Annotated in this window: 31 protein-coding genes, 2 tRNA genes and 1 pseudogene; 33 read left to right on the top strand and 1 reads right to left on the bottom strand. The window is 38.9% G+C overall.

The genetic code is table 11. The features are described from left to right. Positions 1 to 55 precede the first annotated feature (55 nt). The 11 genes from fabD to budA all read left to right on the top strand — a co-directional run bounded on the left by fabD (position 56) and on the right by budA (position 9,999). The gene (fabD, locus tag OZX60_04220) at positions 56 to 976 is read left to right on the top strand and encodes an ACP S-malonyltransferase (GenBank protein ID WEV44649.1); all 921 of its coding nucleotides are present in this window, start codon (positions 56 to 58) and stop codon (positions 974 to 976) included. Positions 977 to 979: 3 nt separating this feature from the next. Further along, positions 980 to 1,714 carry a 3-oxoacyl-[acyl-carrier-protein] reductase gene (fabG, locus tag OZX60_04215; protein WEV44648.1) on the top strand — a complete coding sequence of 245 codons (735 nt, stop codon included), beginning with the start codon at positions 980 to 982 and terminating at the stop codon, positions 1,712 to 1,714. 111 nt (positions 1,715 to 1,825) lie between these two features. Beyond that, positions 1,826 to 3,073 (top strand): beta-ketoacyl-ACP synthase II, encoded by a 1,248-nt coding sequence (gene fabF / locus OZX60_04210; protein WEV44647.1) that lies wholly within the window; start codon positions 1,826 to 1,828, stop codon positions 3,071 to 3,073. A gap of 8 nt (positions 3,074 to 3,081) precedes the next feature. Beyond that, positions 3,082 to 3,570, top strand: a complete 489-nt coding sequence (gene accB, locus OZX60_04205) for an acetyl-CoA carboxylase biotin carboxyl carrier protein (GenBank protein ID WEV45878.1) — start codon at positions 3,082 to 3,084, stop codon at positions 3,568 to 3,570. Beyond that, positions 3,567 to 3,989, top strand: coding sequence for a 3-hydroxyacyl-ACP dehydratase FabZ (gene fabZ / locus OZX60_04200; protein WEV44646.1), 423 nt, complete (start codon positions 3,567 to 3,569; stop codon positions 3,987 to 3,989). Before accB ends, fabZ begins: the two co-directional genes overlap by 4 nt. An 11-nt stretch (positions 3,990 to 4,000) precedes the next feature. Continuing rightward, positions 4,001 to 5,371, top strand: coding sequence for an acetyl-CoA carboxylase biotin carboxylase subunit (gene accC, locus OZX60_04195; GenBank protein WEV44645.1), 1,371 nt, complete (start codon positions 4,001 to 4,003; stop codon positions 5,369 to 5,371). Between the two features lie 6 nt (positions 5,372 to 5,377). Then, positions 5,378 to 6,232: an acetyl-CoA carboxylase, carboxyltransferase subunit beta gene (gene accD, locus OZX60_04190; GenBank protein WEV44644.1), complete on the top strand. Its 855-nt coding sequence runs from the start codon at positions 5,378 to 5,380 to the stop codon at positions 6,230 to 6,232. A gap of 17 nt (positions 6,233 to 6,249) precedes the next feature. Beyond that, positions 6,250 to 7,008, top strand: a complete 759-nt coding sequence (locus tag OZX60_04185) for an acetyl-CoA carboxylase carboxyl transferase subunit alpha (protein WEV44643.1) — start codon at positions 6,250 to 6,252, stop codon at positions 7,006 to 7,008. 119 nt (positions 7,009 to 7,127) lie between these two features. Next, positions 7,128 to 7,460: a putative quinol monooxygenase gene (locus tag OZX60_04180; GenBank protein WEV44642.1), complete on the top strand. Its 333-nt coding sequence runs from the start codon at positions 7,128 to 7,130 to the stop codon at positions 7,458 to 7,460. A gap of 165 nt (positions 7,461 to 7,625) precedes the next feature. Then, complete coding sequence (rny, locus tag OZX60_04175) at positions 7,626 to 9,200, top strand: ribonuclease Y (protein ID WEV44641.1); 1,575 nt, start codon at positions 7,626 to 7,628, stop codon at positions 9,198 to 9,200. 88 nt (positions 9,201 to 9,288) lie between these two features. Continuing rightward, complete coding sequence (budA, locus tag OZX60_04170) at positions 9,289 to 9,999, top strand: acetolactate decarboxylase (protein WEV44640.1); 711 nt, start codon at positions 9,289 to 9,291, stop codon at positions 9,997 to 9,999. A gap of 15 nt (positions 10,000 to 10,014) precedes the next feature. On the opposite strand, the gene OZX60_04165 is transcribed toward budA, so the two are convergent. Beyond that, positions 10,015 to 10,833 (bottom strand): mechanosensitive ion channel, encoded by an 819-nt coding sequence (locus OZX60_04165; GenBank protein WEV44639.1) that lies wholly within the window; start codon positions 10,831 to 10,833, stop codon positions 10,015 to 10,017. Between the two features lie 105 nt (positions 10,834 to 10,938). Between OZX60_04165 and OZX60_04160 the strand changes: the two genes are divergently transcribed. The 22 genes and pseudogenes from OZX60_04160 to OZX60_04055 all read left to right on the top strand — a co-directional run bounded on the left by OZX60_04160 (position 10,939) and on the right by OZX60_04055 (position 26,089). Then, complete coding sequence (locus OZX60_04160; GenBank protein ID WEV44638.1) at positions 10,939 to 11,958, top strand: branched-chain amino acid aminotransferase; 1,020 nt, start codon at positions 10,939 to 10,941, stop codon at positions 11,956 to 11,958. Positions 11,959 to 12,042: 84 nt separating this feature from the next. Continuing rightward, a complete protein-coding gene (locus OZX60_04155) occupies positions 12,043 to 12,246 on the top strand; it encodes a DUF2969 family protein (GenBank protein ID WEV44637.1) in 204 nt (67 codons plus the stop codon). Between the two features lie 90 nt (positions 12,247 to 12,336). Then, positions 12,337 to 12,417: transfer RNA gene (locus tag OZX60_04150), tRNA-Tyr, on the top strand. Positions 12,418 to 12,440: 23 nt separating this feature from the next. After that, a tRNA-Gln gene (locus OZX60_04145) sits at positions 12,441 to 12,512 on the top strand. Positions 12,513 to 12,580: 68 nt separating this feature from the next. Then, complete coding sequence (gene lepB / locus OZX60_04140) at positions 12,581 to 13,198, top strand: signal peptidase I (GenBank protein WEV44636.1); 618 nt, start codon at positions 12,581 to 12,583, stop codon at positions 13,196 to 13,198. A 99-nt stretch (positions 13,199 to 13,297) separates the two neighbouring features. Continuing rightward, positions 13,298 to 14,554 (top strand): diaminopimelate decarboxylase, encoded by a 1,257-nt coding sequence (locus tag OZX60_04135; protein ID WEV44635.1) that lies wholly within the window; start codon positions 13,298 to 13,300, stop codon positions 14,552 to 14,554. A gap of 147 nt (positions 14,555 to 14,701) precedes the next feature. Continuing rightward, positions 14,702 to 14,941, top strand: coding sequence for a YneF family protein (locus tag OZX60_04130; GenBank protein WEV44634.1), 240 nt, complete (start codon positions 14,702 to 14,704; stop codon positions 14,939 to 14,941). 53 nt (positions 14,942 to 14,994) lie between these two features. Further along, entirely contained in the window at positions 14,995 to 15,786 is a 792-nt protein-coding gene (gene racE, locus OZX60_04125; GenBank protein WEV44633.1) for a glutamate racemase, read from the top strand. A 404-nt stretch (positions 15,787 to 16,190) separates the two neighbouring features. Then, positions 16,191 to 16,784 (top strand): annotated as a pseudogene (locus tag OZX60_04120) (nucleoside-triphosphate diphosphatase). Beyond that, on the top strand, positions 16,781 to 17,296 hold the full coding sequence (locus OZX60_04115) for a metallophosphoesterase (protein WEV44632.1): 516 nt from the start codon (positions 16,781 to 16,783) through the stop codon (positions 17,294 to 17,296). The pseudogene OZX60_04120 and the gene OZX60_04115 overlap by 4 nt, the downstream one beginning before the upstream one ends. Beyond that, positions 17,286 to 17,795, top strand: a complete 510-nt coding sequence (locus tag OZX60_04110; GenBank protein WEV44631.1) for a CBS domain-containing protein — start codon at positions 17,286 to 17,288, stop codon at positions 17,793 to 17,795. The genes OZX60_04115 and OZX60_04110 overlap by 11 nt, the downstream gene beginning before the upstream one ends. A gap of 23 nt (positions 17,796 to 17,818) precedes the next feature. After that, on the top strand, positions 17,819 to 18,556 hold the full coding sequence (locus OZX60_04105; protein WEV44630.1) for a segregation/condensation protein A: 738 nt from the start codon (positions 17,819 to 17,821) through the stop codon (positions 18,554 to 18,556). Then, positions 18,540 to 19,085 (top strand): SMC-Scp complex subunit ScpB, encoded by a 546-nt coding sequence (scpB, locus tag OZX60_04100; GenBank protein ID WEV44629.1) that lies wholly within the window; start codon positions 18,540 to 18,542, stop codon positions 19,083 to 19,085. The genes OZX60_04105 and scpB overlap by 17 nt, the downstream gene beginning before the upstream one ends. Positions 19,086 to 19,157: 72 nt before the next feature. Further along, positions 19,158 to 19,877, top strand: coding sequence for a pseudouridine synthase (locus OZX60_04095; protein WEV45877.1), 720 nt, complete (start codon positions 19,158 to 19,160; stop codon positions 19,875 to 19,877). Further along, positions 19,874 to 20,233 carry a holo-ACP synthase gene (gene acpS / locus OZX60_04090; protein ID WEV44628.1) on the top strand — a complete coding sequence of 120 codons (360 nt, stop codon included), beginning with the start codon at positions 19,874 to 19,876 and terminating at the stop codon, positions 20,231 to 20,233. Before OZX60_04095 ends, acpS begins: the two co-directional genes overlap by 4 nt. Position 20,234: 1 nt before the next feature. Further along, the gene (gene alr / locus OZX60_04085) at positions 20,235 to 21,350 is read left to right on the top strand and encodes an alanine racemase (GenBank protein ID WEV44627.1); all 1,116 of its coding nucleotides are present in this window, start codon (positions 20,235 to 20,237) and stop codon (positions 21,348 to 21,350) included. Positions 21,351 to 21,578: 228 nt separating this feature from the next. Beyond that, positions 21,579 to 22,427 (top strand): bifunctional methylenetetrahydrofolate dehydrogenase/methenyltetrahydrofolate cyclohydrolase, encoded by an 849-nt coding sequence (locus OZX60_04080; GenBank protein ID WEV44626.1) that lies wholly within the window; start codon positions 21,579 to 21,581, stop codon positions 22,425 to 22,427. Then, positions 22,420 to 23,745 (top strand): exodeoxyribonuclease VII large subunit, encoded by a 1,326-nt coding sequence (gene xseA / locus OZX60_04075; protein WEV44625.1) that lies wholly within the window; start codon positions 22,420 to 22,422, stop codon positions 23,743 to 23,745. Before OZX60_04080 ends, xseA begins: the two co-directional genes overlap by 8 nt. Further along, positions 23,745 to 23,966 carry an exodeoxyribonuclease VII small subunit gene (locus tag OZX60_04070; protein WEV44624.1) on the top strand — a complete coding sequence of 74 codons (222 nt, stop codon included), beginning with the start codon at positions 23,745 to 23,747 and terminating at the stop codon, positions 23,964 to 23,966. Before xseA ends, OZX60_04070 begins: the two co-directional genes overlap by 1 nt. After that, complete coding sequence (locus tag OZX60_04065; GenBank protein WEV44623.1) at positions 23,956 to 24,837, top strand: polyprenyl synthetase family protein; 882 nt, start codon at positions 23,956 to 23,958, stop codon at positions 24,835 to 24,837. The genes OZX60_04070 and OZX60_04065 overlap by 11 nt, the downstream gene beginning before the upstream one ends. An 11-nt stretch (positions 24,838 to 24,848) precedes the next feature. Beyond that, positions 24,849 to 25,661 carry a TlyA family RNA methyltransferase gene (locus OZX60_04060; GenBank protein WEV44622.1) on the top strand — a complete coding sequence of 271 codons (813 nt, stop codon included), beginning with the start codon at positions 24,849 to 24,851 and terminating at the stop codon, positions 25,659 to 25,661. Between the two features lie 2 nt (positions 25,662 to 25,663). Then, the gene (locus tag OZX60_04055) at positions 25,664 to 26,089 is read left to right on the top strand and encodes a hypothetical protein (GenBank protein ID WEV44621.1); all 426 of its coding nucleotides are present in this window, start codon (positions 25,664 to 25,666) and stop codon (positions 26,087 to 26,089) included.

The following is a 26,089-nucleotide window of genomic DNA, read 5'->3' as shown; positions in this document are numbered from 1 at the left end:
ATTTCAAAGGCAAGTCTTTTAAATGACCCTATTGATATTGAGGAAAAGATAAAAGATGAAAAAAACTGGACTTTTATTTGCAGGTCAAGGAGCTCAAAAAGTGGGAATGGCTCGTGATCTCTATGATAATTTTGAAATTGTAAGAGATACCTATGCTGAGGCTTCTGATATTCTTGGCTATGATTTAAGAGACTTGATTGATGAAGATCCTGAAAAATTAGGAGATACAACCTACACGCAGCCTGCAATTCTTACGACTTCAGTTGCAATTTTGCGCTTGCTTAAGGAAAAAGGACTTGATTATCAAATGGTAGCTGGTCTTTCCCTAGGTGAGTATTCTGCTTTGGTTGCAAGTGGTGCCTTAGATTTTAAGAGTGCCTTAGAGCTTGTTGCCAAAAGAGGCCGATTTATGACTGAAGCAGCTCCAGCTGGTTCTGGTAAAATGGTTGCCATTATGAATACAGATCCTGAGTTGATTGAAGAAATCTGCTTGAAGGCTTCTGAGCAAGGAATTGTAAGTCCTGCAAACTATAATACGAGAGCACAGATTGTAATCGGCGGGGAAGTTCAAGCAGTTGATGTGGCTGTAGATCTTCTTTCAGCTGAAGGTGTTAAGCGAATGATTCCTTTAAAGGTTTCAGGTCCCTTCCACACAGCAATCCTAAAACCTGCCTCTGAAAAATTAGGTCAGGTTCTTGAAACAGTTGAGTTTAATCAATTTGATTTACCTTTAATATCAAACACTACTGCCCAGACCATGGCTTTTGATGATATTAAAAACCTTTTAACTCGTCAGGTTATGGAACCAGTTAAATTTTACGAATCAGTAGAAGAAATGATTGATCTTGGAGTTAATCACTTCCTAGAAATTGGTCCAGGAAAGGTATTATCAGGTTTCCTTAAAAAGATTGACAAGACAGTTGAAGTTGATCAAGTTGAGGATTTAGCAAGCTTACAAGCATTTTTGGAGAAATAAAAAGTGGAAATTTTAAATAAAAACGTCTTTATCACTGGTTCAAGTCGTGGGATTGGTTTAGCCATTGCCCATCAATTCGCAAAAGCTGGTGCCAACGTTGTTTTAAACGGGCGCTCTCAAATTTCTGAGGAGCTTTTGAATGAATTTAACGACTATGAAGGTCGTGCTGTAGCTATCTCTGGGGATGTTAGTGATGCAGCTGATGCCAAAAGAATGGTTGAAGAAGCAATTGAAGTCCTAGGAAGTGTTGATATTCTAATCAACAATGCAGGAATCACTAATGATAAACTTATGCTTAAGATGACCCTGGATGATTTTGAGCAAGTTTTAAACATCAACCTGTCAGGTGCCTTCAACATGACTCAAGCAGTTTTAAAACCAATGACCAAGGCTCGTCAAGGTGCCATTATTAACATGACTTCTGTCGTGGGTCTAATGGGAAATATTGGTCAGGCCAACTATGCTGCTTCTAAGGCAGGTCTTATCGGACTTACAAAATCAGTGGCTCGTGAGGTTGCTGGGCGAAATATCAGAGTAAATGCTATTGCTCCTGGATTTATTGAAAGTGATATGACCGACGTTTTATCTGACAAGGTTAAGGATAGCATGAAGGCTCAAATTCCAATGAAACGTTTTGGAAATCCTTCTGAAGTTGCAGAAGTTTCCTTATTCTTAGCAGGTCAAGAATATCTTACAGGTCAAACCATCGCAATCGATGGTGGTTTAACCATGCAGTAGAAAATAAGTAGGAGACCCTTATCTTCTATTATATTAATAGAGTCTATCAGTATAAATAGAAGAGTTTAAACAAACGGTCCTGAAATAGTTTATTAATTGAGGAGTATGAACATGACAAATCGCGTAGTTATTACCGGTTATGGTATAACGTCACCTATAGGTAATAGCCCGGAAGAATTTTGGGAAAACCTTTCTGCTGGTAACAGTGGAATTGATGTAATTAAAAAATTTGATGCTAGTGCTACTGGTATCACAGTTGCAGGTGAAATCAATGATTTTCCCTTTGATAAATATTTTGTCCATAAGGATAAAAAAAGGATGGATACTTACAGCCTTTATGCAGTTTATGCAGCTCTTGAAGCTTTAAATATGGCAGGTATTGATCCAGATGACAACGACCTTAACCATGACCGTTTCGGTGCCATTATTGGTTCAGGGATTGGAGGATTACCGGTTATTGAAGAACAGGGTGCAAGACTTGCAACTCGTGGTCCAAAAAGGGTTGCCCCTCTTTTCGTTCCTCTATCAATTGCTAACATGGCTACAGGTAATGTTGCCATCCGTGTTAAAGCTAACGGGGTGAGCCGCGCTGAAGTTACTGCCTGTGCTGCTGGTACCAATGCCATTGGATCAGCCTTCCATGAAATCAAAAATGGATATGCAGATATCATGTTAGCAGGTGGAACAGAAGCTGCCATTTGTGAATTCGGAGTGGCGGGATTTGCCAATCTAACAGCCCTAACAAGTGAAACAGATCCTAAGAGAGCATCAATTCCTTTTGATAAGGATAGGTCTGGTTTTGTTCTAGGAGAAGGAGCTGGTGTCCTTGTTCTTGAAAGCCTTGAACATGCTAAAAACCGCGGTGCAAATATTCTTGCAGAGATTGTAGGTTACGGATCAACTAATGATGCCTACCATATGACAACACCATTAACTGATGGTTCAGGAGCTGCTAAGGCTATGAAACTTGCCCTTGATGAAGGTGGAATTGAACCTTCTGAAGTTGGTTACATCAATGCTCATGGTACTTCTACTCAAGCTAATGAGCGCGGGGAAGCCCTTGCTATTCATACTGTCTTTGGTGATGATGAAAATGTTTTAGTATCTTCTACTAAAGCTTTAACAGGTCATGCCCTTGGGGGAGCTGGTGGGATTGAAGCTGTTGCAACCCTACAGGCAATCTTAAACCAATATGCTCCGGTTAATGCTGGAACAAAAGAACTAGATGAAAATACATCAATGGTTAATGTTGTTCTTGGTCAAGGCCGAGATCACGATATCAAGTATGCCATCTCAAACTCATTAGGATTCGGTGGACACAATGCCGTAATCGCTCTTAAGAAATGGGAGGGAGAATAATAATGCCTATGCATATAAATGAGGTTAAGGATCTACTTAACCAGTTTGACAAATCTTCCCTTCGTGAATTTTCTTATTCAACTAATGAATTCAATCTTGCCTTTTCTAAAAATTCAGGGCAGCTTAACCCATCAAATCCTTCAACTGCAGTAAGTGAAAGAGAAATTGTTGAGGTTCCTCTAGCTCCTGCTAGCTCAGTTAGTCCTGTAGCCAGCGAAACTCCTGCAAGCCCAGAGCTTGTAGTGGTTGAAGAAGCTGCTGAAGGAGAAGCTGTTAAAAGTCCCCTTGTTGGTGTTGCCTACCTAAAACCAGCACCAGATAAGGATGATTTTGTTTCAGTTGGCGATAAGGTTAAAAAAGGACAAACTCTTTTAATTATTGAAGCTATGAAGGTTATGAATGAAATTCCAGCTCCGTGTGATGGTATTGTAACTGAAATTCTTGTAGCATCAGAGGAGATGGTTGAGTTTGGAGAGGACTTGGTGAGAATCAAATGATTGATATAAATAAAATCAAAGAATCCCTTCCTCACCGCTATCCCATGCTTCTAGTTGACCGTGTCCTTGAGGTCAGTGAAGATGAGATTACAGCCTTAAAAAATGTTACTATTAATGAACCTTTCTTTAATGGACATTTTCCTGAATATCCAGTTATGCCAGGTGTTTTAATCATGGAAGCTCTCGCTCAAGCAGCTGGTGTTCTTGAATTATCAAAGGACGAAAACAAGGGGAAATTAGTTTTTTATGCTGGAATGGACAATGTTAAGTTTAAAAAGCAAGTTGTTCCTGGCGATCAACTAATCCTCAAGGCTAAATTCATTAAACGCCGTGGTCCGATTGCCGTTGTTGAAGCTCAAGCTTCAGTTGATGGTAAATTAGCCGCAAAGGGTACTTTAACCTTTGCAATTGGTGAATAGGTTGGTGAATCATGTTTAAGAAAATATTAATTGCAAATCGAGGGGAGATTGCAGTAAGGATTATCCGTGCTGCACGCGAACTTGGAATTCAAACAGTTGCCGTCTACTCGGAAGCAGACCGCTATGCCCTTCATACTTTATTAGCTGATGAAGCAGTTTGTATAGGTCCAGCTAAGGCAAGCGAATCTTACCTAAACATGCACCAAATAATTTCAGCTGCAGTTACTTTAAAAGCTGAAGCTATCCACCCAGGTTTTGGATTTTTAAGTGAGAATTCAAAATTTGCTAACCTCTGTGAAGAAGTGGGAATCAAATTTATTGGACCATCAGCCAAAATTATGGACATGATGGGAGATAAGATTAATGCCCGTAAACAGATGATTGCGGCCAAAGTCCCTGTTATTCCAGGTTCTGATGGGGAGGTTTACTCAGCCCAAGAGGCCCTTGAAATTGCTGAGAAAATTGGCTATCCAGTTATGCTTAAAGCTTCTGCTGGTGGTGGTGGAAAGGGAATTAGGAAGGTAAATTCTAAGGAAGAACTCGTTCCTAATTTTGCTTCTGCCCAAGCTGAAGCTCAGGCAGCCTTTGGTAACGGAGCCATGTACTTAGAACGTGTTATCTATCCAGCTAGGCATATTGAGGTGCAGATTCTAGCAGATGAATTTGGTCAAGTTATCCATCTGGGTGAGCGTGATTGCTCCCTCCAGCGTAACAACCAAAAGGTTCTAGAAGAAGCCCCTTCAGTTGCAATTGGACACAGCTTAAGAAATAAAATAGGTCAAGCGGCAGTAGCTGCTGCCTCATATGTTGGTTATGAAAATGCTGGAACCATTGAATTTTTACTGGATGAAGAATCTGGTGACTTCTATTTCATGGAAATGAATACAAGAATTCAGGTGGAGCATCCCGTAACAGAATTTATAACTGGAGTTGATATTGTTAAGTCTCAAATCAAAATTGCTGCTGGTGAAAGCCTTGACATTCAGCAAGAAGATATTGAGTTCACAGGTCACGCTATTGAATGCCGTATAAATGCTGAAAACCCTAAATTCAACTTTGCCCCAAGTCCTGGTAATATAAGTGGTTTGTACCTTCCGTCAGGTGGTGTTGGCTTGCGTGTTGATTCTGCCATGTATCAGGGTTATACTATTCCTCCTTACTATGACAGTATGATTGCTAAAATAATCGTCCACGGGGAAAATCGTTTTGAGGCATTAATGAAAATGCAAAGGGCTCTTTTTGAGCTTGAAGTTGAAGGTGTTCAAACTAATGCAGACTTCCAACTAGACTTGATCTCAAATGATCAAATTATCGCAGGAGATTATGATACTTCCTTTCTTGGAGAAGTTTTCTTATCTGACTATTTAGAGGGAGAGATTTAAGAAACCATGGCTTTATTTAGCAAAAAAAATAAGTATATTCGGATAAATCCTAACCGTTCAACAATAGATGAAAAGGTAAGTAAGCCTGAAATTCCTGACGAACTTTTTGCCAAATGTCCTGTTTGTAAACATACCATCTACACTAAGGATTTAGGTAAGGAAAAGGTTTGTCCCTTCTGTGGTTATAATTTTAGGATTTCTGCTAAAGAGCGTCTTAAGCTTATCGTTGATAAGGGATCTTTTGAAGAGCTATTTACAGGAATTGAAACAACTGACCCCCTTGATTTTCCAGGTTATCCTGAAAAACTTGCTTTCACTAAAGAAAAGACAGGTCTTGATGAAGCTGTTCTAACTGGCCTTGCAAAAATTAAGGGACAAAAGACAGCCTTAGCCATCATGGACCCAAATTTTATTATGGCCTCAATGGGAATGGTTGTTGGTGAGAAGATCACTAGGCTTTTTGAGCATGCCCAAGCTGAAGGTCTACCAGTTGTCATCTTTACAGCATCAGGTGGTGCCCGGATGCAGGAAGGTATTATGAGCCTTATGCAAATGGCTAAAATATCTGCTGCGGTTAAAAGACATTCAAATGCAGGTCTACTTTATTTAACCGTTTTAACCGACCCAACAACTGGGGGAGTTACAGCATCTTTTGCCATGCTTGGAGACATAATCTTAGCTGAACCGCAAAGTCTTGTTGGTTTTGCAGGTCGTAGGGTTATTGAGCAGACTGTACGTGAAAATTTACCTGAAGATTTCCAGAAGGCTGAATTTTTACAGGAAAAAGGTTTTGTTGATAAGATTGTTAGAAGGAAAGATCTAGCTAGTACTATCGGAAAAATCTTACACCTACATTCCTAAACTTAGAGGAGAGAAAAATGCCCGAAAATGCTAATAAAATTGTTCAGCTGGCAAGAAGTCAAGATAGACTGACCATGCTTGACTATGCTGAACAGCTTTTTGATGATTTTATAGAATTCCACGGGGACCGTAATTTTAGGGATGATGGTGCCATTGTCGGTGGGATTGCAAGCCTTTCTGGTCGTCCAGTAACAATTATTGGAATCCAAAAGGGAAAGAGCCTGCAGGATAATTTAAAATGTAACTTTGGCCAACCTCACCCAGAAGGTTACCGTAAGGCCCTACGCTTAATGAAGCAGGCTGAAAAATTCAACCGTCCTGTCATTACCTTTATTAATACGGCAGGAGCCTTCCCTGGGCTTGGTGCCGAAGAGCGTGGTCAAGGTGAGGCCATTGCAAGAAACCTTTTAGAAATGAGTGATCTAAAGGTTCCAGTTATTGCTATAATAACTGGTGAAGGAGGATCTGGTGGAGCCCTAGCCCTTGCTGTAGCAGATAGGGTCTGGATGCTTGAAAATGCTGTATATAGCATTCTCTCACCAGAAGGATTTGCGACCATCCTTTGGAAGGACGTAAGCCGTGCCCCTGAAGCTGCCAAACTACTTAAGATAACTTCTAGTGACCTTTTGGCTAACGGAGTAGTGGACAAGATTATTCCAGAAGAAAGAACAATCTATACTCTTAAAGAGGCATTGACTTCTGAACTTGAGCTACTTTCTGCCCTAAGTCCTGAAGAACTTGTTGAAAAACGTTATCAAAGATTTAGAAAATACTAAAAGAAGATAGATGGATCTTATCCATCTATTTTTTTGTTTGAGCCTGAGCTTTTACCTGACAATCCCTGTGAAATCCTGTAAGATTTTACTTGAAGTGATTACTTAACAGGAGGGAAAAGATGCCGATTACAGTAAATATTTACTATAAGGGAGAAAATGGATCCCCTAAAAAATTTGCCCAGGAAATGCTTGATAAGGGACTGGTTGATTTAATTAGAAGTAAGGAGGGGAATTTGCGATATGAATATTTTCTTCCCCTTGAAGGAGAAGACAGCATTCTTTTGATTGATCAATGGAAAAATCAGGAGGATCTTGATCTTCATCATGCTAGTCCAGTAATGAATCAAATAATTGCTTTAAGGGACAAGTACGGGCTTCAAATGGAGGTTGAACGGTATGTGGATGATGAAAACGGGATTCCAGAAAAAGATGAAAAATTCATTCGAAAATAAGCAGGTAAGCAAGACCATTTTTTTGAAAATTTCATTTTATCAAAAGTGTCTTACATGTGACTTGCATTCACAATCTTTTGACCACTTCCTTTAAATATGATAAAATGTTAAGGTATGGTTAAGAGTACTTTTCTGTATAAAATTTAAACAATGAGGTGTAACAAGATGGTAAGTGTTATTGCTACTATCCTTTGCGCTGTAATTGGTTTGATTGCAGGTTTTATCTTGCGCAACATTCGTCTGAATAAAGATCAGCTAGATGCTGAAACATTGATAGAGAGTGCTGAGAGTAAAGCTAATGATTTAATCCTCGCTGCTAAGCGTGATGCTGAAAATATGAAAAATGAAGCCCGCTTAGTAATTACTGAAGAGGGTCAGAATTATCGCTTAAGAATTGAAAAAGAATTTGAAGAAAATCGACAAGAACTTAAAAAACAAGAGAATCGTCTAAAACAGCGGGAAGAGCTATTGGACCGCAAGGATGATGCCTTGACTCAAAAGGAATTGAACCTTGATTCAAAAGAAGACAATCTTGAGCAAAAAACGCAACAAATTAAACAGCGTGAAAGAGAAGTAGAGAAGTTAGATGCAGTTAAACAGGAGACCTTAGAGCAGGTTGCTAAGCTTTCTACAGTGGAAGCTAGGGATATCGTTCTTAAGGAAACTGAGGACTCACTAACAAGAGATCTAGCTCAGATGGTTCGAGCTAGTGAAGAGAAGGCTACTGTTGAAGCTGATAAGCGTGCTAAAGATATCCTTGCCCTTGCCATGCAAAGGGTTAGTGGAGATTTTGTAAGTGAGCAGACTGTCTCAGTTGTCAGCCTTCCAAATGATGAGATGAAGGGTAGGATTATTGGACGTGAAGGTCGTAATATCCGTACCTTTGAATCTCTAACAGGGATTGATGTCATTATTGACGATACACCTGAAGCGGTTGTCCTATCAGGATTTGATCCGATTAGACGGGAAATCGCCCGTCTAACCTTGGAACAACTTGTCCAGGACGGCCGTATTCATCCGGCTCGAATTGAAGAGTTGGTTGAAAAAAACCGTAAGGAAATCGACAAAAAAATCGTCGAATACGGTGAGCAGGCAGCCTTTGAGGTGGGTGCTCATACCCTCCATCCAGATATTATTAAAATTATGGGTCGCCTTCACTTTAGAACAAGTTATGGACAAAATGTTCTTAACCACTCAATTGAAGTAGCAAATCTTGCAGGAGCTCTTGCAGGAGAGATGGGTGAAAATGTAGCCCTGGCTAAGCGTGCTGGTTTCCTTCATGACATTGGGAAAGCCCTTGATCATGAGATAGAAGGAAGTCACGTTGAAATTGGAGTGGAACTTGCTAAGAAGTATAGGGAAAATCCAATTGTTATTAATACCATTGCTAGCCACCACGGTGATACGGAGCCAACAAGTGTGATTGCCCTATTGGTAGCAGCAGCAGATGCCCTAAGTGCAGCTCGTCCAGGAGCCCGTCGTGAGTCAATTGAAAACTATATCAAGAGACTTCAAAAACTCGAAGAGATTTCAAATAACTTTGACGGAGTTGATTCAAGTTTTGCTATTCAGGCAGGACGAGAAATTCGTGTACTAGTTAATCCAGGTAAAATCAATGATGACCAAGCAGTTATTTTATCACATAAGATTAAGCAAAAAATTGAAGAAGATATGGATTATCCTGGAAATATTAAGGTCACAGTTATTCGGGAAACAAGAGCCATCGACTATGCAAAATAGAAGCTAATATAGCTTCTTTTTTTCTTGCAAACTTATTATTATAATTTTTTAAAGGTCTGGTTTATAATAGGTGAGGAGGATGCAATCTATGACTGATAGAATAAAACTTTTTCAACATAACACCTTAAGTGCTTTAATGTCAGGGCTTTATGCTGGAAATCTAACAATTGGTGAGTTACTAACTCACGGTGATTTTGGAATTGGAACAATTGATTCAATTGACGGGGAGCTAATCATTCTTGATGGTCGTGCCTTTCAGGCTAAGGGTGATAAAACAATTACTGAGCTTTCAGATGATTCTTTAGTTCCTTATGCCGCAGTAATTTTTCATACCCCTGAAGTTATCGGTATTGAAAGAAGCGAGATAAATAGCACTGATTTGGCCAAGAAGATGGAAAGTTATTTTGAAGGTTTTAATCTCTTTAGGTCAATCAAGGTTGAAGGACTTTTCAAGGAGATGAAGGTTAGGATGATAACTCGCTCCGAAAGTGGTAAGCGTTTTGCCAGTGTTGCAAAAAATCAACCAGAATACATTGAAGAGAATGTGAGAGGGACAATTGTAGGGATTTGGACCCCTGAAATGTTCCACGGTGTAAGTCTTGCTGGCTATCACCTTCATTTTATCTCTGATGACTATAGCTTTGGTGGTCATGTTATGAGTTATGTCTTAGAGGAAGGACGCTTTGAACTAGGCCCTGTCCATGTTCTGGAACAAAATTTCCCGACTAACGACAAGAACTTTCTTTTAGCTGATTTGGATGTTGAAAGACTTAAAGAAGATATTGATATGAGTGAATAAAAAAGAAGGCTTGGACTAATTGTCTGAGCCTTCTTTTTCTTCTATCAGATTAATTTTAATGTATTGTTCTAAAAGCAGGTTTTGGGCCTTTAAATTTTGTTCGTATTTAACAAAGGCTACAGTTCTAAGATATAGACCTGATGCTGCTAGATCTTGGATTCCAAGATAAATGGGCTTTTCAAGGAAGATATCCTTATTGCTTTCATAAATCTGTTCATTAATTGCAAGAACTTGTTTCCTAATATAGTCAGGATTATTGATATTAGGAGTTGGTAGGTCAACGAAGACCTTATATTCTTGCTTGGAAAAGTTCCTGATACTTTGAATGTTATGGTTGGGAACGTAGATTTTTGCTCCGTTGCAGTCAACGATGGTCAGACTTCTAATACCGACAGATTCTACATAACCAAGTGCAGGTGGCATGTTAACGATAGAAATATAGTCCCCTACATTGGCCTGGTTTTCAAAGATGATAAAGAATCCTGTAATGATATCTGATAGTAGGTCATGGCCGATTAGGGAGAGGACAACCCCGAAAAATCCAGCTCCAGCTAGAAGTTTACTGGTTGGAATCCCTACAATATCAAGGATAGTGTAAACATATAAAAAGAGGGTTACATATTGAAGGGCACTTAAGGAAATCCTAGAAAAGGTCATGGTCCAAGCTGTATCTGACCAGGATTTTTTGGCATAATTTTTAAAAAATTGACTGATTATTTTGCGGCAAAGTTTATAGAGGATGTAAAATAAAATTGTTGTAACTACCAGATGAAAAATTTTTAAACCTAAAAATTCAATTAATTTCTTCCAATCGGTATGTTTGAATAAGTCCATGGCTTCTCCTAAATATTCTGAATTTTTGCATAAATTCTTGTAATTTTCAAAAAAATATTTTAAAATTATCAAAACGATTATATCAAAAAAGTAGGAGGATATGAAATGCCAGTAAATATTGATTGGGATAACCTAGGGTTTGAGTATAGGGAGCTACCTTTTCGCTACATTTCAAGATTTAAAGACGGAGCCTGGGATGAGGGTCATTTAACAGAGGATGCCGTTTTACATATAGATGAGTCAAGTACTGCCATTCATTACGGACAGCAGGGATTTGAGGGATTAAAGGCTTACCGAACAAAGGACGGCTCAATCAATCTTTTTAGACCGGATAAAAATGCTGAAAGACTTCAGCAAACGGCAAGACGTCTTATGATGGCAGAAGTGCCAACTGAAAAATTTATTGACGCTGTCATGCAGGTTGTAAGAGCTAATGAAGATTTTGTTCCTCCTTATGGAAGCGGGGCAACCCTCTACCTTCGTCCCCTTCTAATTGGGGTGGGAAATGCTATTGGGATTCATCCAGCGCCAGAATACATTTTTACAGTCTTTGCCATGCCTGTTGGGAACTATTTTAAGGGCGGACTTGCTCCAACCAACTTCTTGGTTTCCTATGACTATGATAGGGCAGCTCCTCACGGGACTGGGTCAGCCAAGGTTGGTGGAAACTATGCCGCAAGTTTAGTGCCAGGTGCAGTTGCAAAGGATATGGGCTTTAGTGATGTAATTTACCTAGATCCTGCAACCCATACTAAAATTGAAGAAGTAGGAAGTGCCAACTTCTTTGGAATTACTAAAAATGATGAATTTGTAACACCACTTAGTCCGTCAATCCTACCAAGTATTACTAAATATTCCCTCCTTTACCTGGCAGAAAATCGCCTAGGTCTTAAGGCAATTGAAGGTGATGTTTTTGTGGATAAGTTGGATGATTTTAAGGAAGCCGGTGCCTGCGGAACAGCTGCTATTATTTCTCCAATTGGAGGTATTCAAAACGGGGACGACTTCCATGTCTTTTACAGCACAGAAGAAGTTGGGCCAGTAACTAAAAAACTTTATGAGGAACTTACTGGTATCCAGTTTGGCGATGTAGAAGCGCCAGAAGGTTGGATTTACAAGGTCTAATAAGGATTTGGGAATGGATATTTGAGTCCATTCCCTTTATTTTCCAAGCTTGAAAATTTATCAAATTTCCTGTAGAATTAACCCATGAGAAAAAAGAAAGATATAGAAATCCAAATAGTTGATACAACTGATGGTGTTGACCTAATCATAGGTAAAAAACTTGTAGCACAAATCATTGAAAATGATGGTAAATTTGTTTTAAGGGAAAACGGCAAAGAGATTGCCCAATATAAAAATTATTCAACAGCCCTTGAAGAGGCTATTAGAAGTTACAATTTAGCCCTATAAATTAAATTGTAAAAAAGTTAATTTAAGTATTGAAAAATCAATAAATTTTTGATAGAATTATTTTTGTTGATTTTGATATACTTTTAACATGGAAGGGTAGCGAAGTGGCTAAACGCGGCGGACTGTAAATCCGCTCCTTCGGGTTCGGGGGTTCGAATCCCTCCCCTTCCATTTAGTTTTTAAACTAATACCTTTGGGGTATAGCCAAGCGGTAAGGCAAGGGACTTTGACTCCCTCATGCGTTGGTTCGAATCCAGCTACCCCAGTAATATATTGAAAAAAGGGTGGATAATAACCGCCCTTTACTTGTATCTAGAAGTTCTAGGAGTAGGATATGGTAAAGAGAGATTTATATACTAAACTAATAATTGCGAGCGTTATTATTGTTTTTTTAGCAGTCTTACGTATATTTATTATTGAGCCTATTAGGATCCATAATGATAACATGGCTCCGGTTTTAGTAAAATCAGACCAGGTTATTGCCTTAAAAGAATCCAAGCTTGAAAATCTTGACCTGGTTGCTTACAGGCATGACGGTAAAAAATATATCGGAAGAATTATCGCCATTCCAAATCAAGAAGCAGTTATGCTTGATGATCTTCTCTATATTGATGGCCGGGTTATCAAGGAGCCTTATATTAAGGATAACGAAACAGCCTATCTACTTGAAAATCCAGGTGAAGAGTATAATACAGACTTCACAGTAGCAAGTATTTCAGGCAAGGATATAGCTAAATTGCCTGAGGATACCTACTTAATTTTAAATGACAACCGTAAGGTTGAAGACGACAGCAGGAAATTTGGTCTAATCAATAAATCAGATATTTACGGTCGAATCAGCTTTAGGTACTATCCATTTAAGGATTTTGGTTTTGTTCAAAATGATGAAGCAAAATTTGAAAATGGTTTTAAGGTTGATACAGGATTAGACAATTCTCAATCAAGCAATTAGAAAAAAGACAGGATATGTATCTATCCTGTCTTTTTTAATAAATATTTTTATTTTTTTGAAAAAATGTTAGAATATTGTAAAAATATGGAGGATAGATTGATGAAAAAACCATTTGTGGCTAGTGAAAAATTACAGGAAATTACCGAAAAATATCCAACCCCCTTCCATCTTTATGATGAAGCTGGAATTAGAAAGAAGGCGCGTGACCTTCAAGCAGCATTTTCATGGAACAAGGGTTTTAAGGAATACTTTGCGGTTAAGGCAACCCCAACTCCTGCCATTTTAAAGATCTTACAGGAAGAAGGCTGTGGTGTTGACTGTGCCAGTTATGTGGAGCTCCTTATGAGTCACAAACTTGGTTTTAAGGGTCATGATATTATGTTCTCATCAAATAATACTCCAGCTAGTGAATTTTCTTATGCAGAAGAGATTGGAGCGATTATTAATCTTGATGCCTATGAGCATATTGAAATGCTTAAGGAAACGATTGCTATTCCTAAAACAATTAGTTGCCGTTATAATCCTGGAGGTGTATTTGCCCTTGGAACCGACATTATGGATAGCCCAGAGGAATCAAAATTTGGGATGACAAAGGATCAATTGGTCCAGGCCTTCAAAGAATTAAAGGAACTGGGAGTTGAAAAATTTGGGATTCATTCCTTTTTGGCAAGTAATACAGTAACCAATGACTATTACCCAGCCCTTGCTGAGGAATTATTTGAACTTGCCGTTTATGTGGTTGAAAAAACTGGCGTGGATCTTGATTTTATCAATCTATCAGGAGGTATTGGGGTCAATTATCTACCTGAACAGGAAGAAAATGACATCTTTAAAATTGGTGAAGGGGTAAGAAAGGCTTATGAAAAAGTTTTACTTCCAGTAGGACTTTCTTCAGTCAAAATTTTTACTGAACTAGGCCGCTTCATGCTAGCTCCACATGGTCATTTGATAACCAAGGTCCTTCATAAGAAAAAAACATACAGGGATTATGTGGGAGTTGATGCAAGTGCCGTTAACCTGATGCGCCCAGCCTTTTACGGGGCCTATCATCATATAAGTGTTAGTGGCAAGGAAGATGCATCTGCTCTCGAAAAAGTTGATGTTGTAGGTTCTTTATGTGAGAATAATGATAAGTTTGCGGTGGAAAGAATGCTTCCTCCGGTTGAAGTGGGAGATACTCTAGTCATTCATGATACAGGAGCGCACGGTTTTTCAATGGGTTACCAGTACAATGCAAAACTTAGGAGTGCAGAGATTCTGCTTAAAGAAGACGGAAGTACTACTATGATTAGACGGGCTGAAACCCCTGAAGATTACTTTGCTACCTTGTATGGCTTTGATTTTGATCAGGAGTAGTCTACTATACACAGGGAATACAAGGACGTAGGTAGAACACAAGTCGGAAGCTATCCTGTAAATATGTTTTATTGAATTTCAGCCTTATTTTTGGTATACTTTGTAAGTGAATTCTATAAGTGAATTAGGATAAGGAGAAAAAAGAAAATGAATATTGGAATTGCTATTTTGCTAATTCTTATTGCTGCAGTTGCAGGCTTTGCGGGTGGAATCTTCCTAAGTCGTTCTCAAGTTAAGAAAATGATGATGGATAATCCTCCCCTTAATGAAGATGCAGTTCGTATGATGATGAGTTCAATGGGTCGTAAACCAAGTGAAACTCAAGTTCAGCAAGTTTTCCGTCAGATTAAAAATTCTGCCAAACAAGAGGCAAATAAAAAGAAATAAGGGCTAGAGCACGATGCTCTACCCCTTTATTTTTTGAGGATTTAGGTGATGTTATGGATAATAGACCAATAGGATTTTTAGACTCAGGAGTTGGTGGTTTAACTGTTGTTAAGGAGTTAATGAGACAGCTGCCCCAGGAAGAAGTTATTTATATAGGTGATTCTAGGCGGGCTCCTTATGGGCCAAGACCTGCGGAGCAGATTATTTCTTATACCTGGCAACTGGTCAACTTTTTAGTGGGCAAGGATGTCAAGATGATTGTTATTGCTTGTAACACAGCAACAGCTCTTGCCTTAGATCAGATTAGGCAGCAAATTGATATTCCAATTATCGGTGTTATCCTTCCAGGGAGTAGGGCTGCCATTAAGACAAGTAAAAGTGGTCAGGTCGGGATTATTGGAACAGAGATGACCATAAAAAGCGAATCCTATAAGAAAATTATTGAAAAAAAGGCACCTAAGATAGAGGTACATAGCTTAGCCTGTCCTAAATTTGCCCCCCTGGTTGAAAGTAATGAAATAAATTCTTCCATAACCAAAAAAGTTGTTTATGAGAGTTTACAGCCCCTGGTTGGTAAGGTGGATACCTTGGTCCTAGCCTGTACCCATTATCCCCTCCTAAGGCCCATTATTCAAAATGTTATGGGACCTCAAGTTAAGCTGATAGATAGTGGAGCAGAGGCTGTGAGTGATATTTCCATGCTGCTGGATTATTTTTTAATCAACGGGGAAAGTAAGCGGCAAATTAATCACAAATTTTACACAACAGCAGGTGTTGAAAGCTTTAAGGAAATAGCAAACGCCTGGTTAGACAAAGATATAGAAGTGGAGCATGTAGACCTATGAGCAGAGTAGTTAAGGATCTTGAAAATAATGTTTTCGGAAAAATTACAGATGATAAGTCATTTGTAGTTAGCAGTTTTACCGGTAATTTTTCTAAAGAAGTAATGAGCTTGGAGAAATTCTTTTACCGACTGCCTGAAACTACAAGTGAAGAATTTGGTTTTGAAATTTTCTCTGTTGATGGAAATGTAGAAGCAACCTATGCAATCTTCTTTGAAATGTTGCGACTTGCTAGTGGTAATGACTATAGCTTCCAGCTAGAGAAGGGAATTTTTACTGCCTATTTAGATAATACGTTAATTCATTTGGAAACTGTGGGTGAATTTGACGAGTCAAGCTTTGATAAGATTGGTTTTAAGGCAGCCTCTCTTGATGATAAAAAATATGAAATCAGTGCTGACCGGGAAATCTTAATAGCAACGCACAATGAAGGAAAAACCAAGGAATTTCGTCAGATGTTTGCTGAACTTGGCTATACGGTTAAAAACTTAAATGATTTCCCAGACCTTCCTGAGGTAGCGGAAACAGGGTCAAGTTTTGAGGAGAATGCCAGACTTAAGGCTGAAACCATTTCCGAACTTACTGGGAAAATGGTTTTAGCTGATGATTCAGGCCTGATGGTAGATATTCTTGGTGGTCTCCCAGGAATCTGGAGTGCACGTTTTGCTGGAGATAATGCGACAGACGCTGCTAATAACGCCAAATTACTCCATGAACTAGCAAGTACTGCAGTCACCCCTGAACGCCGCAAGGCAAACTTCCATACGGCCTTAGTCGTTGCAGCCCCTGACAAAGAATCTTTAGTTGTGGAAGCTGATTGGGACGGCTATATTGCGACTATTCCAAAGGGTGACAATGGATTTGGTTATGATCCCCTCTTTGAGGTTGGTGAAACTGGTAAAACTGCAGCTCAGCTGCCAATGGAAGAAAAAAATAAAATTTCTCACAGGGCTCGTGCCCTTGCAAAACTCCTTGATGAGTGGGAAGAGTGGGCAAAATGATTATAATTATGAGTGATTCTCATGGTGACCGGAAAATTGTTGAAGATATAAAAAATAAGTATCTGGGTAAGGCCAGTGCCATTATCCATTGCGGGGACTCAGAACTTCCAAGTGATGATAAGGTCTGGGAAGGAATTACAGTTGTTAGAGGTAATTGTGATTTTGACTCAGGTTATAAGGAACTTGTTTCCTTAGAGGATGAGGGTAAAAAAATCCTCGTGACCCATGGTCATCTTTTTGGTGTTAATTTTGGTCTAACTGGTTTGGAAAATTTAGCCAAGCAAAACCAGGCAGACATGGTCTTTTTCGGCCATATCCACCGGCCGGTAGCCCAAATTGAGGATAAAACTCTTTATTTAAATCCAGGAAGCATTAGCCAGCCGCGCGGTGAATATCCTGAAAAAATGTACTGTAAGCTTGAGTTAACAAAAGACGCCTATAATATTCAATATCTCACCCGAGATCACGAACCTATTAAAGGATTGGAGTTCCATTTGAACTATGATAGATAAAAAAATTGAAAACTTTCTCCTAGCCCAGTCGGAAACCTTTTTAAAACCTGCTGCTGATGTTGCAGTTCTTGTAGATGAGCATAATATAACCCATGCCAAACTTTTATTAAGCCAGTACAAGTATACAAATGTACCTGTCGTTAATAAAAAGAAGGAATATGTAGGAATTCTTGGTCTAACAGAAATAGTTGACTTCGAAAATATGCATGATTTTTACTATGAAAAAAGCAATCAGACTGAAATATCTCAAATTGTAAATAGGGATATTGAGACAGTTCAAATCAATTATAATTTTGAAGATGTTCTGCGGAAGTTAACCAAGCAATCTTTTCTACCTGTCTTAGACGGGAGAGATTTTATTGGGATAATTCCTAGACAAGAGGTCTTAAAGGCCTTTAATGCTTTTGTTCATGATTTTACCAAGCACTATACAATTGGAGAAAAGGCTAGTAAAAGTGACTTGAAGGCATATGAACAGGTAAGTTACCAAAGAAAATAATAAGTTAGAAATGTGCTAGTAAAATGAATAATATTAAAATCAAAATTAAGGACTTTGAGGGTCCCCTTGATTTACTTCTCCACCTAGTAAATCAATATAAAATGGATATCTATGAAGTTCCTTTGGTCTCGGTCATCGAGCAGTACTTAACTTATGTTAATTCCATGAAAATACTAGAGCTTGAGTTGGCAAGCGAGTATCTTGTGATGGCCAGCCAGTTGATTTTGATAAAATCAAGGCGCCTTCTTCCTACTGTGGCTGAAGAAATGGAAGATAACGGTCTTGATTTAGAGCAAGAACTTTTAAGTCAGATTGATGAGTACCGGAAATTTAAGCTTTTATCGGAAGAATTGAGGGATCTTCATGAGGAGAGGTCTGCCTTTTATTCCAAAGAAAAGACAGAAATTCCAAGTGATGAAGGTGTTTTGGTTCACGATAAAACAAGTATTGATATCTTTCTAGCCTTTAGTAAGATTATTGAACAGAAGAAGGCTGAATTTAAGGATGAAAATAATATTGTTCTTAAAGAGAGTTTCTCAATTGAAGAGAAAATAAAAGAGGTGGGTCAAATTATTAGGGACCGGGGAAGGATTGTCTTTTCTGATTTGTTTAATCAGTCAACCAGTAAGGATGAGATGATAACAATTTTTCTTGCGACCCTTGAGTTGATTAAAAATCAATTAGTAATTTGTAGCCAAGAAGAGGCCTTTGGATCAATTATTTTAGAGGGGGTAGGAGAATATAATGAACAAATTGGCTGAACTTGAGGTCCTGTTATTTGTAGCAGGAGAAGAAGGTTTGAGTCTTAGGGATCTAGCATCTTTAATGGGGTTAGATCCCCAAGCCATTGCCCAGCAGGTTGATAAGTTAAAGGAAAATTACGAACTCAATGAAAAAAGTGGCCTGACAGTAATTGAAACTGCAGGAAGATTTCGTCTGACTACAAAGGCTAGTTTTAAGGATTTCCTCAAGCAGTATGCAAAGACCCCTATAAATCAGTCGCTTTCAAAGGCTGCCATGGAGGTCTTATCAATCATTGCCTATAAGGGCCCTTTGACCAGGGTTGAAGTTGATAATGTTAGGGGGGTTAACTCCCAAGGTGCCATAACAACCCTGTTAACTTTTGATTTAATCAAAGTGGTTGGGAAAAAAGAAGTTATCGGAAGTCCTAATATCTATGCAACAACTGACTTCTTCCTTGATTTTATAGGAATCAACTCTCTAGAAGAGCTTCCTCAGGTAGATGAAAATGGATTAGAGTCTGAGGATGTCTCTCTCTTTAATGAATAGAGATTGAGATATAATTGAGATATTAAAATAACTAACGATAACTAAATATATAAAATAGAAAAATAGGAATTAATAATGAGAATCAATAAATATTTAGCTCACGCTGGAATTGCCAGTCGTCGTAAGGCTGAGGAGCTAATCAAATCAGGACTTGTCTCTGTTAACGGTGCTCGGATGACAGATCTGGCCTACCAGGTTAAATCAGGAGACCGCGTTGAAGTAGAAGGAGTTTCTGTCTACAATGAAGAGCCAGTTTACTTTTTACTAAACAAGCCGCGCGGAGTTATTTCTTCAGTTAGCGACGAAAAGGGTAGAAAGACTGTTATGGACTTCTTTGGTGGTGTTAAAGAGCGGATTTATCCAGTTGGACGTCTGGACTGGGACACAAGTGGTCTTATCCTTATGACCAATGACGGTGAATTTGCAAACCTTATGACCCACCCCAAACACGAGGTAGAAAAAGTCTATGTAGCAAAAGTTAAGGGGCAGGCCAACAAGGAAAATCTGCGCCCCCTAACTCAAGGAGTTAAGATTGACGGCCGTAAGACAAAACCTGCAACCTATACCATTCTTAAAACTGATGGTGTTAAAAAGACAAGTGTTTTAAGTCTTGCCATCCACGAGGGACGTAACCACCAGGTTAAAAAAATGCTTGATGCCGTAGGTCTTCCAGTCCAAAAACTTAGCCGTGTTCAATATGGACCACTTGATCTTGCAGGAGTGGCTCCTGGTGAATACCGTAAGTTAAGCAGAAAAGAAGTTAGTCAACTTGTTAATGCAGCTAAAAAATGATTAAAAACATAGGCATTGATAATATCGAACTTAGCCGGATTAAAAAAGCTCAGGAAAAGAATTCAAATTTTGCAAAAAGGGTACTTACCGAAGCAGAGCAAGTAGTATATAATAAATACTCCGGCCAAAGACAGATTGAGTATCTAGCTGGCCGCTGGTCAGCTAAAGAAGCCTTTTCAAAGGCCTGGGGGACTGGAATTGGAAAAGTAAGTTTTCAGGATTTGGAGATTTTAAATAATGAGGCAGGAGCTCCTTATTTTAGTAAATCTCCTTTTAATGACTGTGGTAAAGTTTTTGTAAGTATAAGTCATTCAAATCTTGAAGCTATTGCGTTTGTTATTTTAGAAGAGGGTTAAAATGAAAACTAGTGTGCATCGTCCGACGAGGATTATCGTTAATTTAGAAAATATTAGGGAAAATATTCATCAAATCAAGAGTCACCTACCTGACCAGACTATGATTTATGCTGTTGTTAAGGCTAATTCTTACGGTCACGGGGCTGTGCAGGTATCTCAGGCTGTAGAAAGTTTGGTTGCAGGTTTTGCTGTATCAAATTTGGATGAGGCTCTTGAATTAAGAGAAAATGGTATTTTAAAAGATATCCTAGTCCTAAGTGGGATAAATCCGGAAGATATTAACTTAGCTCTTGAACATAATATTTCCTTGACGGTACCAAGTCTTGATTGGCTCCACCATCTTACAGACGAATACCAGGCAGGAGATTTATCAGACCTTAAGGTTCATTTAAAAGTTGATAGTGGGATGGGACGAATTGGAATTAGGAATATCGATGAAATTAATGAGGTAATCGATCTTCTTGATGACCATCAAATTGTTTTCGAAGGAATTTTCACCCATTTTGCAACAGCTGATGAGGAGTCCCATGAAAAATTTAATCAGCAGGAGGATAAATTCGATGAAATTCTTGCTGGTCTTAAACGTAAGCCAAATTTCATTCACTCAAGTAACTCAGCAGCCAGTATCTGGCATGAGGATACAGTTAGAGATATTGTAAGGTTTGGTGATGCCATGTATGGTTTGAATCCATCTGGTAGGGCTCTTAACTTACCTTTTGATTTAAAACCTGCCTTAAGTCTTGAAAGTGAACTTACTCATGTTAAGCATCTACCGGCTGGTGAGACTGTAGGTTACGGGGCGACCTATACTTCTGATGAGGATATCTTTGTAGGAACCTTGCCTATTGGCTACGCAGACGGATGGACCCGTGACATGCAAGGATTTGAGGTCCTTGTTGATGGAAAAAGGATGCCAATTATTGGACGTGTTTCCATGGACCAGACCACTATTAAACTTGATCAAGAGTATCCTTTGGGAACTAAAGTGACCCTGATTGGTAAAGATTCAGGCCAAGAAATTACGGTTGATGATATTGCTGATAAAAGAGGAACCATCAATTATGAGGTGGTTTGCCTGTTAAGTGACCGAATCTATAGAACCTACGATATGTATTAAAATTAAGGGAATTCCAAAATGGAGTTCCCTTTAAGCTTGGTAAATACTTTGGCAATCTTCTGGTAGCATGGTTTGAATAATAACTTAAGAAAAATACGTATTAGGCAAGGGATATCTAATTCGTGTTGGAAGGGAAAATTAAGCACTTTTACACAAAGCTTCTTAAATTTGCTATAATTAACCAATATTGAAATAAAGATATTATTACAAAGGTACGAAGGAGTAAGTATGAAAATTATTGATGGTAAGGCACTGGCGGCTAAATTGCAGGCTGACTTAAAAATTAAAACTGATCAACTGATTGAAGCAGGTATTACCCCTGGACTTGTTGTAATTTTAGTTGGTGAAAATCCAGCCAGCCAGGTCTATGTACGCAATAAGGAAAGACAGGCTACAAATCTGGGCTTCAACTCTGTAGTTAGACGTCTGGATGAGGGAATTAGTCAAGATGACTTACTAAAAATAATAAATGAATATAATCTAGATCCGGCAGTTCACGGGATTTTGGTTCAACTTCCTCTACCAAAACATATTAATGATGAGGAAATCTTAATGGCTATTGATGCCAGTAAGGATGTTGACGGTTTCCATCCATTAAATATGGGTAAACTATGGGAGGGAAATCCCCTGATGATTCCTAGTACCCCTGCTGGAATTATGGAAATGTTTAAGGACTACGGGGTTGAGCTTGAAGGTAAGAATGCTGTAATTGTAGGTCGTTCAAATATCGTTGGAAAACCAATGGCAGCCCTTCTTCTTGCTGAAAACGCCACAGTAACCATCACTCATTCAAGAACCAAGAACTTGAAAGAAATAACTAGTCAAGCTGACATCCTAGTTGTAGCAATTGGAGTAGGGCACTTCATTACCAAAGAATTTGTTAAAGAAGGAGCGGTTGTTATTGATGTTGGTATGAACCGTAATGACCAGGGGAAATTAATTGGTGACGTTAAATTTGATGAGGTGGCTCCTTTAGCTTCACTTATTACGCCAGTTCCAGGAGGAGTTGGTCCCATGACTATTACCATGCTTATGGAACAAACCTATGAGGCTGCCTGGAGGGAGCTAAATGACTGAGTATTTAACAGTCTCAACCCTGACCAAGTACTTAAAGGCTAAGTTTGACAAGGATCCTTATCTGGAGCGTGTCTACCTAACAGGTGAAATATCAAATTTTAGGAAAAGACCAACCCATCAATATTTTTCCCTTAAAGATGATCAGGCAGTAATTAACGTTACCATGTTTGCTGGAGCCTTCAATAAGCTTGATTTTCTACCGGAAAACGGCATGAAGGTAATGCTTGTTGGGCGAATTAGCTTATATGAAAAAAGTGGTCAATATCAAATAAATGTCAGCCAAATGATTCCAGACGGGATTGGTGCACTTACAGTAAAGTTTGAACAGTTAAAAAAAGCTTTGACCAGTGAGGGGATTTTTAATCCGGAATGGAAGCAGTCCATACCTCGATTTTCACGTAAGATTGGGGTGGTTACCAGTCCTTCAGGGGCTGTGATTAGAGATATCATAACCACTGTTCAAAGAAGATTTCCCATGAGTGAAATTGTCCTTTTCCCTAGTAAGGTCCAAGGGGAGGGAGCGGCTTCTGAAATTGCCCAAAACATTAGAAGGGCCCAAGAGATGGAAGGGATTGACCTTCTAATTGTTGGTCGCGGAGGCGGATCGATTGAAGACCTTTGGGCCTTTAATGAAGAAGAAGTGGTTCGGGCAATTTTTGAATCAAGAATCCCTGTAATTTCAAGTGTAGGCCATGAAACGGATACAACCCTTGCAGATTACGTGGCTGATAGGAGGGCTGCAACACCTACAGCTGCAGCAGAGTTTGCAACCCCGGTTAGTCAAATGGATTTACTGGCAACCTTTTCTGATTGGGAAAAGAGGATGGCAGGGGTTTTATCTAAAAACATTAGCTATTCCCAGGAGAGAATCAATCATCTGACTAATTCAGTTGTTTTCCGCCAACCCGAGAGACTATATGATGCCTACCTCCAAAAACTTGATCATCTGACCGTTAATTTGGAGGAAGTTCTAGTAAGGAAGATCAGAGAAGAAGGCCATGCCTATAACCTTTTGGATCAAAGGTTGAAATCAATTAATTTAGAAGCTAAAATAAAAATCCATGATGAGAATTTAGTTACAAGTAGTGAACGTTTAAAAATTGCTGTTCAGAGGATCTTTGATAGTAAAAAAAATCAGGCTGAAAAATTATGGGAGGCCTTGACCCTAATTAGTCCAGAAAGAATTTTATCTAGAGGTTATGCCTTGGTTAAGGATGAGGACGGAAAATTAGTAAAATCAGTTCATGATCTCAAAGAAAATGAAAGACTTGAAATTGAACTAGCTGACGGTAAAATAGATGTTGAGGTAAGAAAATAATGGTAGATAAAGAAAGAAAATTTGAAGAAAATTTATTAGAACTTGAAGGTATTGTTAGAAGGCTTGAAGGAGGAGATGTGGCTTTAGAAGACGCTATCTCTGAATTCCAAAGGGGAATGATCTTAAGTGAAAAATTAAAGAAAACCTTAGCTGATGCTGAAAATACCTTGGTTAAGATAGTTCAAAAGGATGGTTCCCTAGGAGATTTTGATGAACAATAAGGATTTACTGGCTGGAATTGATAAGGCCATTAAAGATTTTTATTCTAGCAGCAATCCAGTTGAGCACTTGAGGGAATCTATCTTATATTCTGTTGATGCTGGTGGAAAAAGAATTAGACCTCTCTTTTTCCTAAGAACCTTAGAAGCCTTTGGTTTAAACTTGACTGAAGAACACTTTAAGGTCGCTTCAACGGTTGAACTTATCCATACATCAAGCCTGATTCATGATGATCTTCCAGCCATGGATAATGATGATTACAGGAGGGGTAGGCTAACCAATCATAAGGTTTTTGGTGATGCCCAGGCAATTTTAGCAGGGGACGCTTTGCTCCTTGATCCCTATAATATTTTAGCTAGGGTCAAGCTTCCGAGCCAGCAAATTGTTAATCTGGTACTTGAACTTTCCCTAGCCAGTGGATCCTTTGGTATGGTTGCAGGACAGGTTCTTGATATGGACGGAGAAAAAAGGGAATTAAATCTTGAGGATTTAAAGGAAATTCACGCCTTAAAAACTGGAAAGATGTTAACCTTCCCCTTTGTAGCAGCTGGGATTGTAGCTGGTGTTTCAAAGGAGATCTTAGAACAGTTAAGAAGCCTTGGTGAACATGTTGGTTTGGCCTTTCAGATTCGAGATGATATAAAGGACGTTACAGCAGATTTTTCAGAAATCGGTAAAACTCCAGGGAAAGATATCATTCATGATAAGGCTACCTATATAAAATTTTACGGCTTAAATGGATCCCGTGAAGCCTTGGCTGAGGAACTCGGTCAAGCAAGGAAGATTATAGCTAATTTGGCTAAAGATATTGATTTAAACCCAGTGAATTTATTAGAATTGATAGATTTACTTGAGGTTAAGGAAGAAATTTAATTGGAGGTAAGATGGTAAAGGAACGTGTTGATGTTCTAGCCTATGAACAGGGACTTTTTGATACAAGAGAAAAGGCCAAAAGAGGAATTATGGCAGGTCTTGTCTATAATCAAGATAACTTGCGTTATGACAAACCAGGAGAAAAGATTGATGCAGCAACTGAACTTCATATTAAGGGAGAAAAATTAAAGTATGTGTCACGCGGGGGATTAAAACTTGAACGAGCCCTTGCTTACTTTGATATTTCAATTGAGGGACGAAAAGTACTTGATATTGGTGCTTCAACCGGAGGATTTACTGATGTCATGCTTCAATCTGGTGCTGAGCTTAGCTATGCCTTAGACGTTGGGACCAACCAGTTGGCCTGGAAGATAAGAAGTGATGAGCGCGTGGTAGTTATGGAGCAGTTTAACTTCCGCTATGCAAAACCTGAAGATTTTACCAGTGGTCTTCCAAGCTTTTCAAGTATTGATGTAAGTTTCATCTCCCTTGATTTGATTTTACCTCCTCTTTTTGAAATTTTAGAAGACCAAGGAGAGGTTGTGGCCCTGATTAAACCTCAGTTTGAAGCTGGTCGGGAGCAGGTTGGGAAAAATGGAATTATAAAGGATGCCAAGGTTCATAAGGAGACAATTAACCGGGTCATAAATACAGCCCAAAATGTTGGTTTTTCAAGTCTCAACCTAACTTATTCTCCAATTAAGGGTGGCCATGGTAATGTAGAATTCCTTGTTCATCTTAAAAAGGACGGGAATAATCAATCTGTTAGCCAGGAAGATATCGATCAGGTGGTAGCCTCAGCTCACGAGGAGTTAAAGGGATAAAGATGAAAAAATCAGACCGAATTAAAATAATTGAGGAACTCCTATCTAATCAAGATATTAAGACGCAGGAGGAGCTGGTTCAAGCTCTCGAGGATAAAAAAATAGATGTAACCCAGGCAACTGTATCAAGAGATATCAAGGAGATGGGCCTTGTAAAGGTACCTGCTAAATCAGGAGGTTACCGTTATAATTTGCCCAGCCTAGGCGGAGACAAGGGATTTTCTGCTTTAATAAGAGAGCTTAAGTTAATGGATAAAATGGTGAGTGCAAAGACAGATCCAGGACATGCCATGCTTTTGAAAAGAAAAATTCTCTCTCTTTGCGGGGACCGAATCTTTTCTTTAATCTCAGATGATGATAGTATTTTGCTGGTAGCAAATTCTGAAGAAGATGCGAGGATTACTTATCGTTTTCTAGGAGGTGAGTAA

Source organism: Streptococcaceae bacterium ESL0687 (assembly GCA_029392475.1).
Classification (GTDB): domain Bacteria; phylum Bacillota; class Bacilli; order Lactobacillales; family Streptococcaceae; genus Floricoccus.
Note: the sequence above shows the minus strand (reverse complement) of the source record. Positions and strands in the feature narration are given on the sequence as shown.

What these genes read in the sequence shown, in the direction of transcription:
- fabD (WEV44649.1), top strand. Translation starts at nt 56, where the DNA reads ATGAAAAAAACTGGACTTTTATTTGCAGGTCAAGGAGCTCAAAAAGTG.
- fabF (WEV44647.1), top strand. Translation starts at nt 1,826, where the DNA reads ATGACAAATCGCGTAGTTATTACCGGTTATGGTATAACGTCACCTATA.
- accB (WEV45878.1), top strand. Translation starts at nt 3,082, where the DNA reads ATGCATATAAATGAGGTTAAGGATCTACTTAACCAGTTTGACAAATCT.
- fabZ (WEV44646.1), top strand. Translation starts at nt 3,567, where the DNA reads ATGATTGATATAAATAAAATCAAAGAATCCCTTCCTCACCGCTATCCC.
- accC (WEV44645.1), top strand. Translation starts at nt 4,001, where the DNA reads ATGTTTAAGAAAATATTAATTGCAAATCGAGGGGAGATTGCAGTAAGG.
- accD (WEV44644.1), top strand. Translation starts at nt 5,378, where the DNA reads ATGGCTTTATTTAGCAAAAAAAATAAGTATATTCGGATAAATCCTAAC.
- OZX60_04185 (WEV44643.1), top strand. Translation starts at nt 6,250, where the DNA reads ATGCCCGAAAATGCTAATAAAATTGTTCAGCTGGCAAGAAGTCAAGAT.
- OZX60_04180 (WEV44642.1), top strand. Translation starts at nt 7,128, where the DNA reads ATGCCGATTACAGTAAATATTTACTATAAGGGAGAAAATGGATCCCCT.
- rny (WEV44641.1), top strand. Translation starts at nt 7,626, where the DNA reads ATGGTAAGTGTTATTGCTACTATCCTTTGCGCTGTAATTGGTTTGATT.
- budA (WEV44640.1), top strand. Translation starts at nt 9,289, where the DNA reads ATGACTGATAGAATAAAACTTTTTCAACATAACACCTTAAGTGCTTTA.
- OZX60_04165 (WEV44639.1), bottom strand. Translation starts at nt 10,833, where the DNA reads ATGGACTTATTCAAACATACCGATTGGAAGAAATTAATTGAATTTTTA.
- OZX60_04160 (WEV44638.1), top strand. Translation starts at nt 10,939, where the DNA reads ATGCCAGTAAATATTGATTGGGATAACCTAGGGTTTGAGTATAGGGAG.
- OZX60_04155 (WEV44637.1), top strand. Translation starts at nt 12,043, where the DNA reads ATGAGAAAAAAGAAAGATATAGAAATCCAAATAGTTGATACAACTGAT.
- lepB (WEV44636.1), top strand. Translation starts at nt 12,581, where the DNA reads ATGGTAAAGAGAGATTTATATACTAAACTAATAATTGCGAGCGTTATT.
- OZX60_04135 (WEV44635.1), top strand. Translation starts at nt 13,298, where the DNA reads ATGAAAAAACCATTTGTGGCTAGTGAAAAATTACAGGAAATTACCGAA.
- OZX60_04130 (WEV44634.1), top strand. Translation starts at nt 14,702, where the DNA reads ATGAATATTGGAATTGCTATTTTGCTAATTCTTATTGCTGCAGTTGCA.
- racE (WEV44633.1), top strand. Translation starts at nt 14,995, where the DNA reads ATGGATAATAGACCAATAGGATTTTTAGACTCAGGAGTTGGTGGTTTA.
- OZX60_04115 (WEV44632.1), top strand. Translation starts at nt 16,781, where the DNA reads ATGATTATAATTATGAGTGATTCTCATGGTGACCGGAAAATTGTTGAA.
- OZX60_04110 (WEV44631.1), top strand. Translation starts at nt 17,286, where the DNA reads ATGATAGATAAAAAAATTGAAAACTTTCTCCTAGCCCAGTCGGAAACC.
- OZX60_04105 (WEV44630.1), top strand. Translation starts at nt 17,819, where the DNA reads ATGAATAATATTAAAATCAAAATTAAGGACTTTGAGGGTCCCCTTGAT.
- scpB (WEV44629.1), top strand. Translation starts at nt 18,540, where the DNA reads ATGAACAAATTGGCTGAACTTGAGGTCCTGTTATTTGTAGCAGGAGAA.
- acpS (WEV44628.1), top strand. Translation starts at nt 19,874, where the DNA reads ATGATTAAAAACATAGGCATTGATAATATCGAACTTAGCCGGATTAAA.
- alr (WEV44627.1), top strand. Translation starts at nt 20,235, where the DNA reads ATGAAAACTAGTGTGCATCGTCCGACGAGGATTATCGTTAATTTAGAA.
- OZX60_04080 (WEV44626.1), top strand. Translation starts at nt 21,579, where the DNA reads ATGAAAATTATTGATGGTAAGGCACTGGCGGCTAAATTGCAGGCTGAC.
- xseA (WEV44625.1), top strand. Translation starts at nt 22,420, where the DNA reads ATGACTGAGTATTTAACAGTCTCAACCCTGACCAAGTACTTAAAGGCT.
- OZX60_04070 (WEV44624.1), top strand. Translation starts at nt 23,745, where the DNA reads ATGGTAGATAAAGAAAGAAAATTTGAAGAAAATTTATTAGAACTTGAA.
- OZX60_04065 (WEV44623.1), top strand. Translation starts at nt 23,956, where the DNA reads ATGAACAATAAGGATTTACTGGCTGGAATTGATAAGGCCATTAAAGAT.
- OZX60_04060 (WEV44622.1), top strand. Translation starts at nt 24,849, where the DNA reads ATGGTAAAGGAACGTGTTGATGTTCTAGCCTATGAACAGGGACTTTTT.
- OZX60_04055 (WEV44621.1), top strand. Translation starts at nt 25,664, where the DNA reads ATGAAAAAATCAGACCGAATTAAAATAATTGAGGAACTCCTATCTAAT.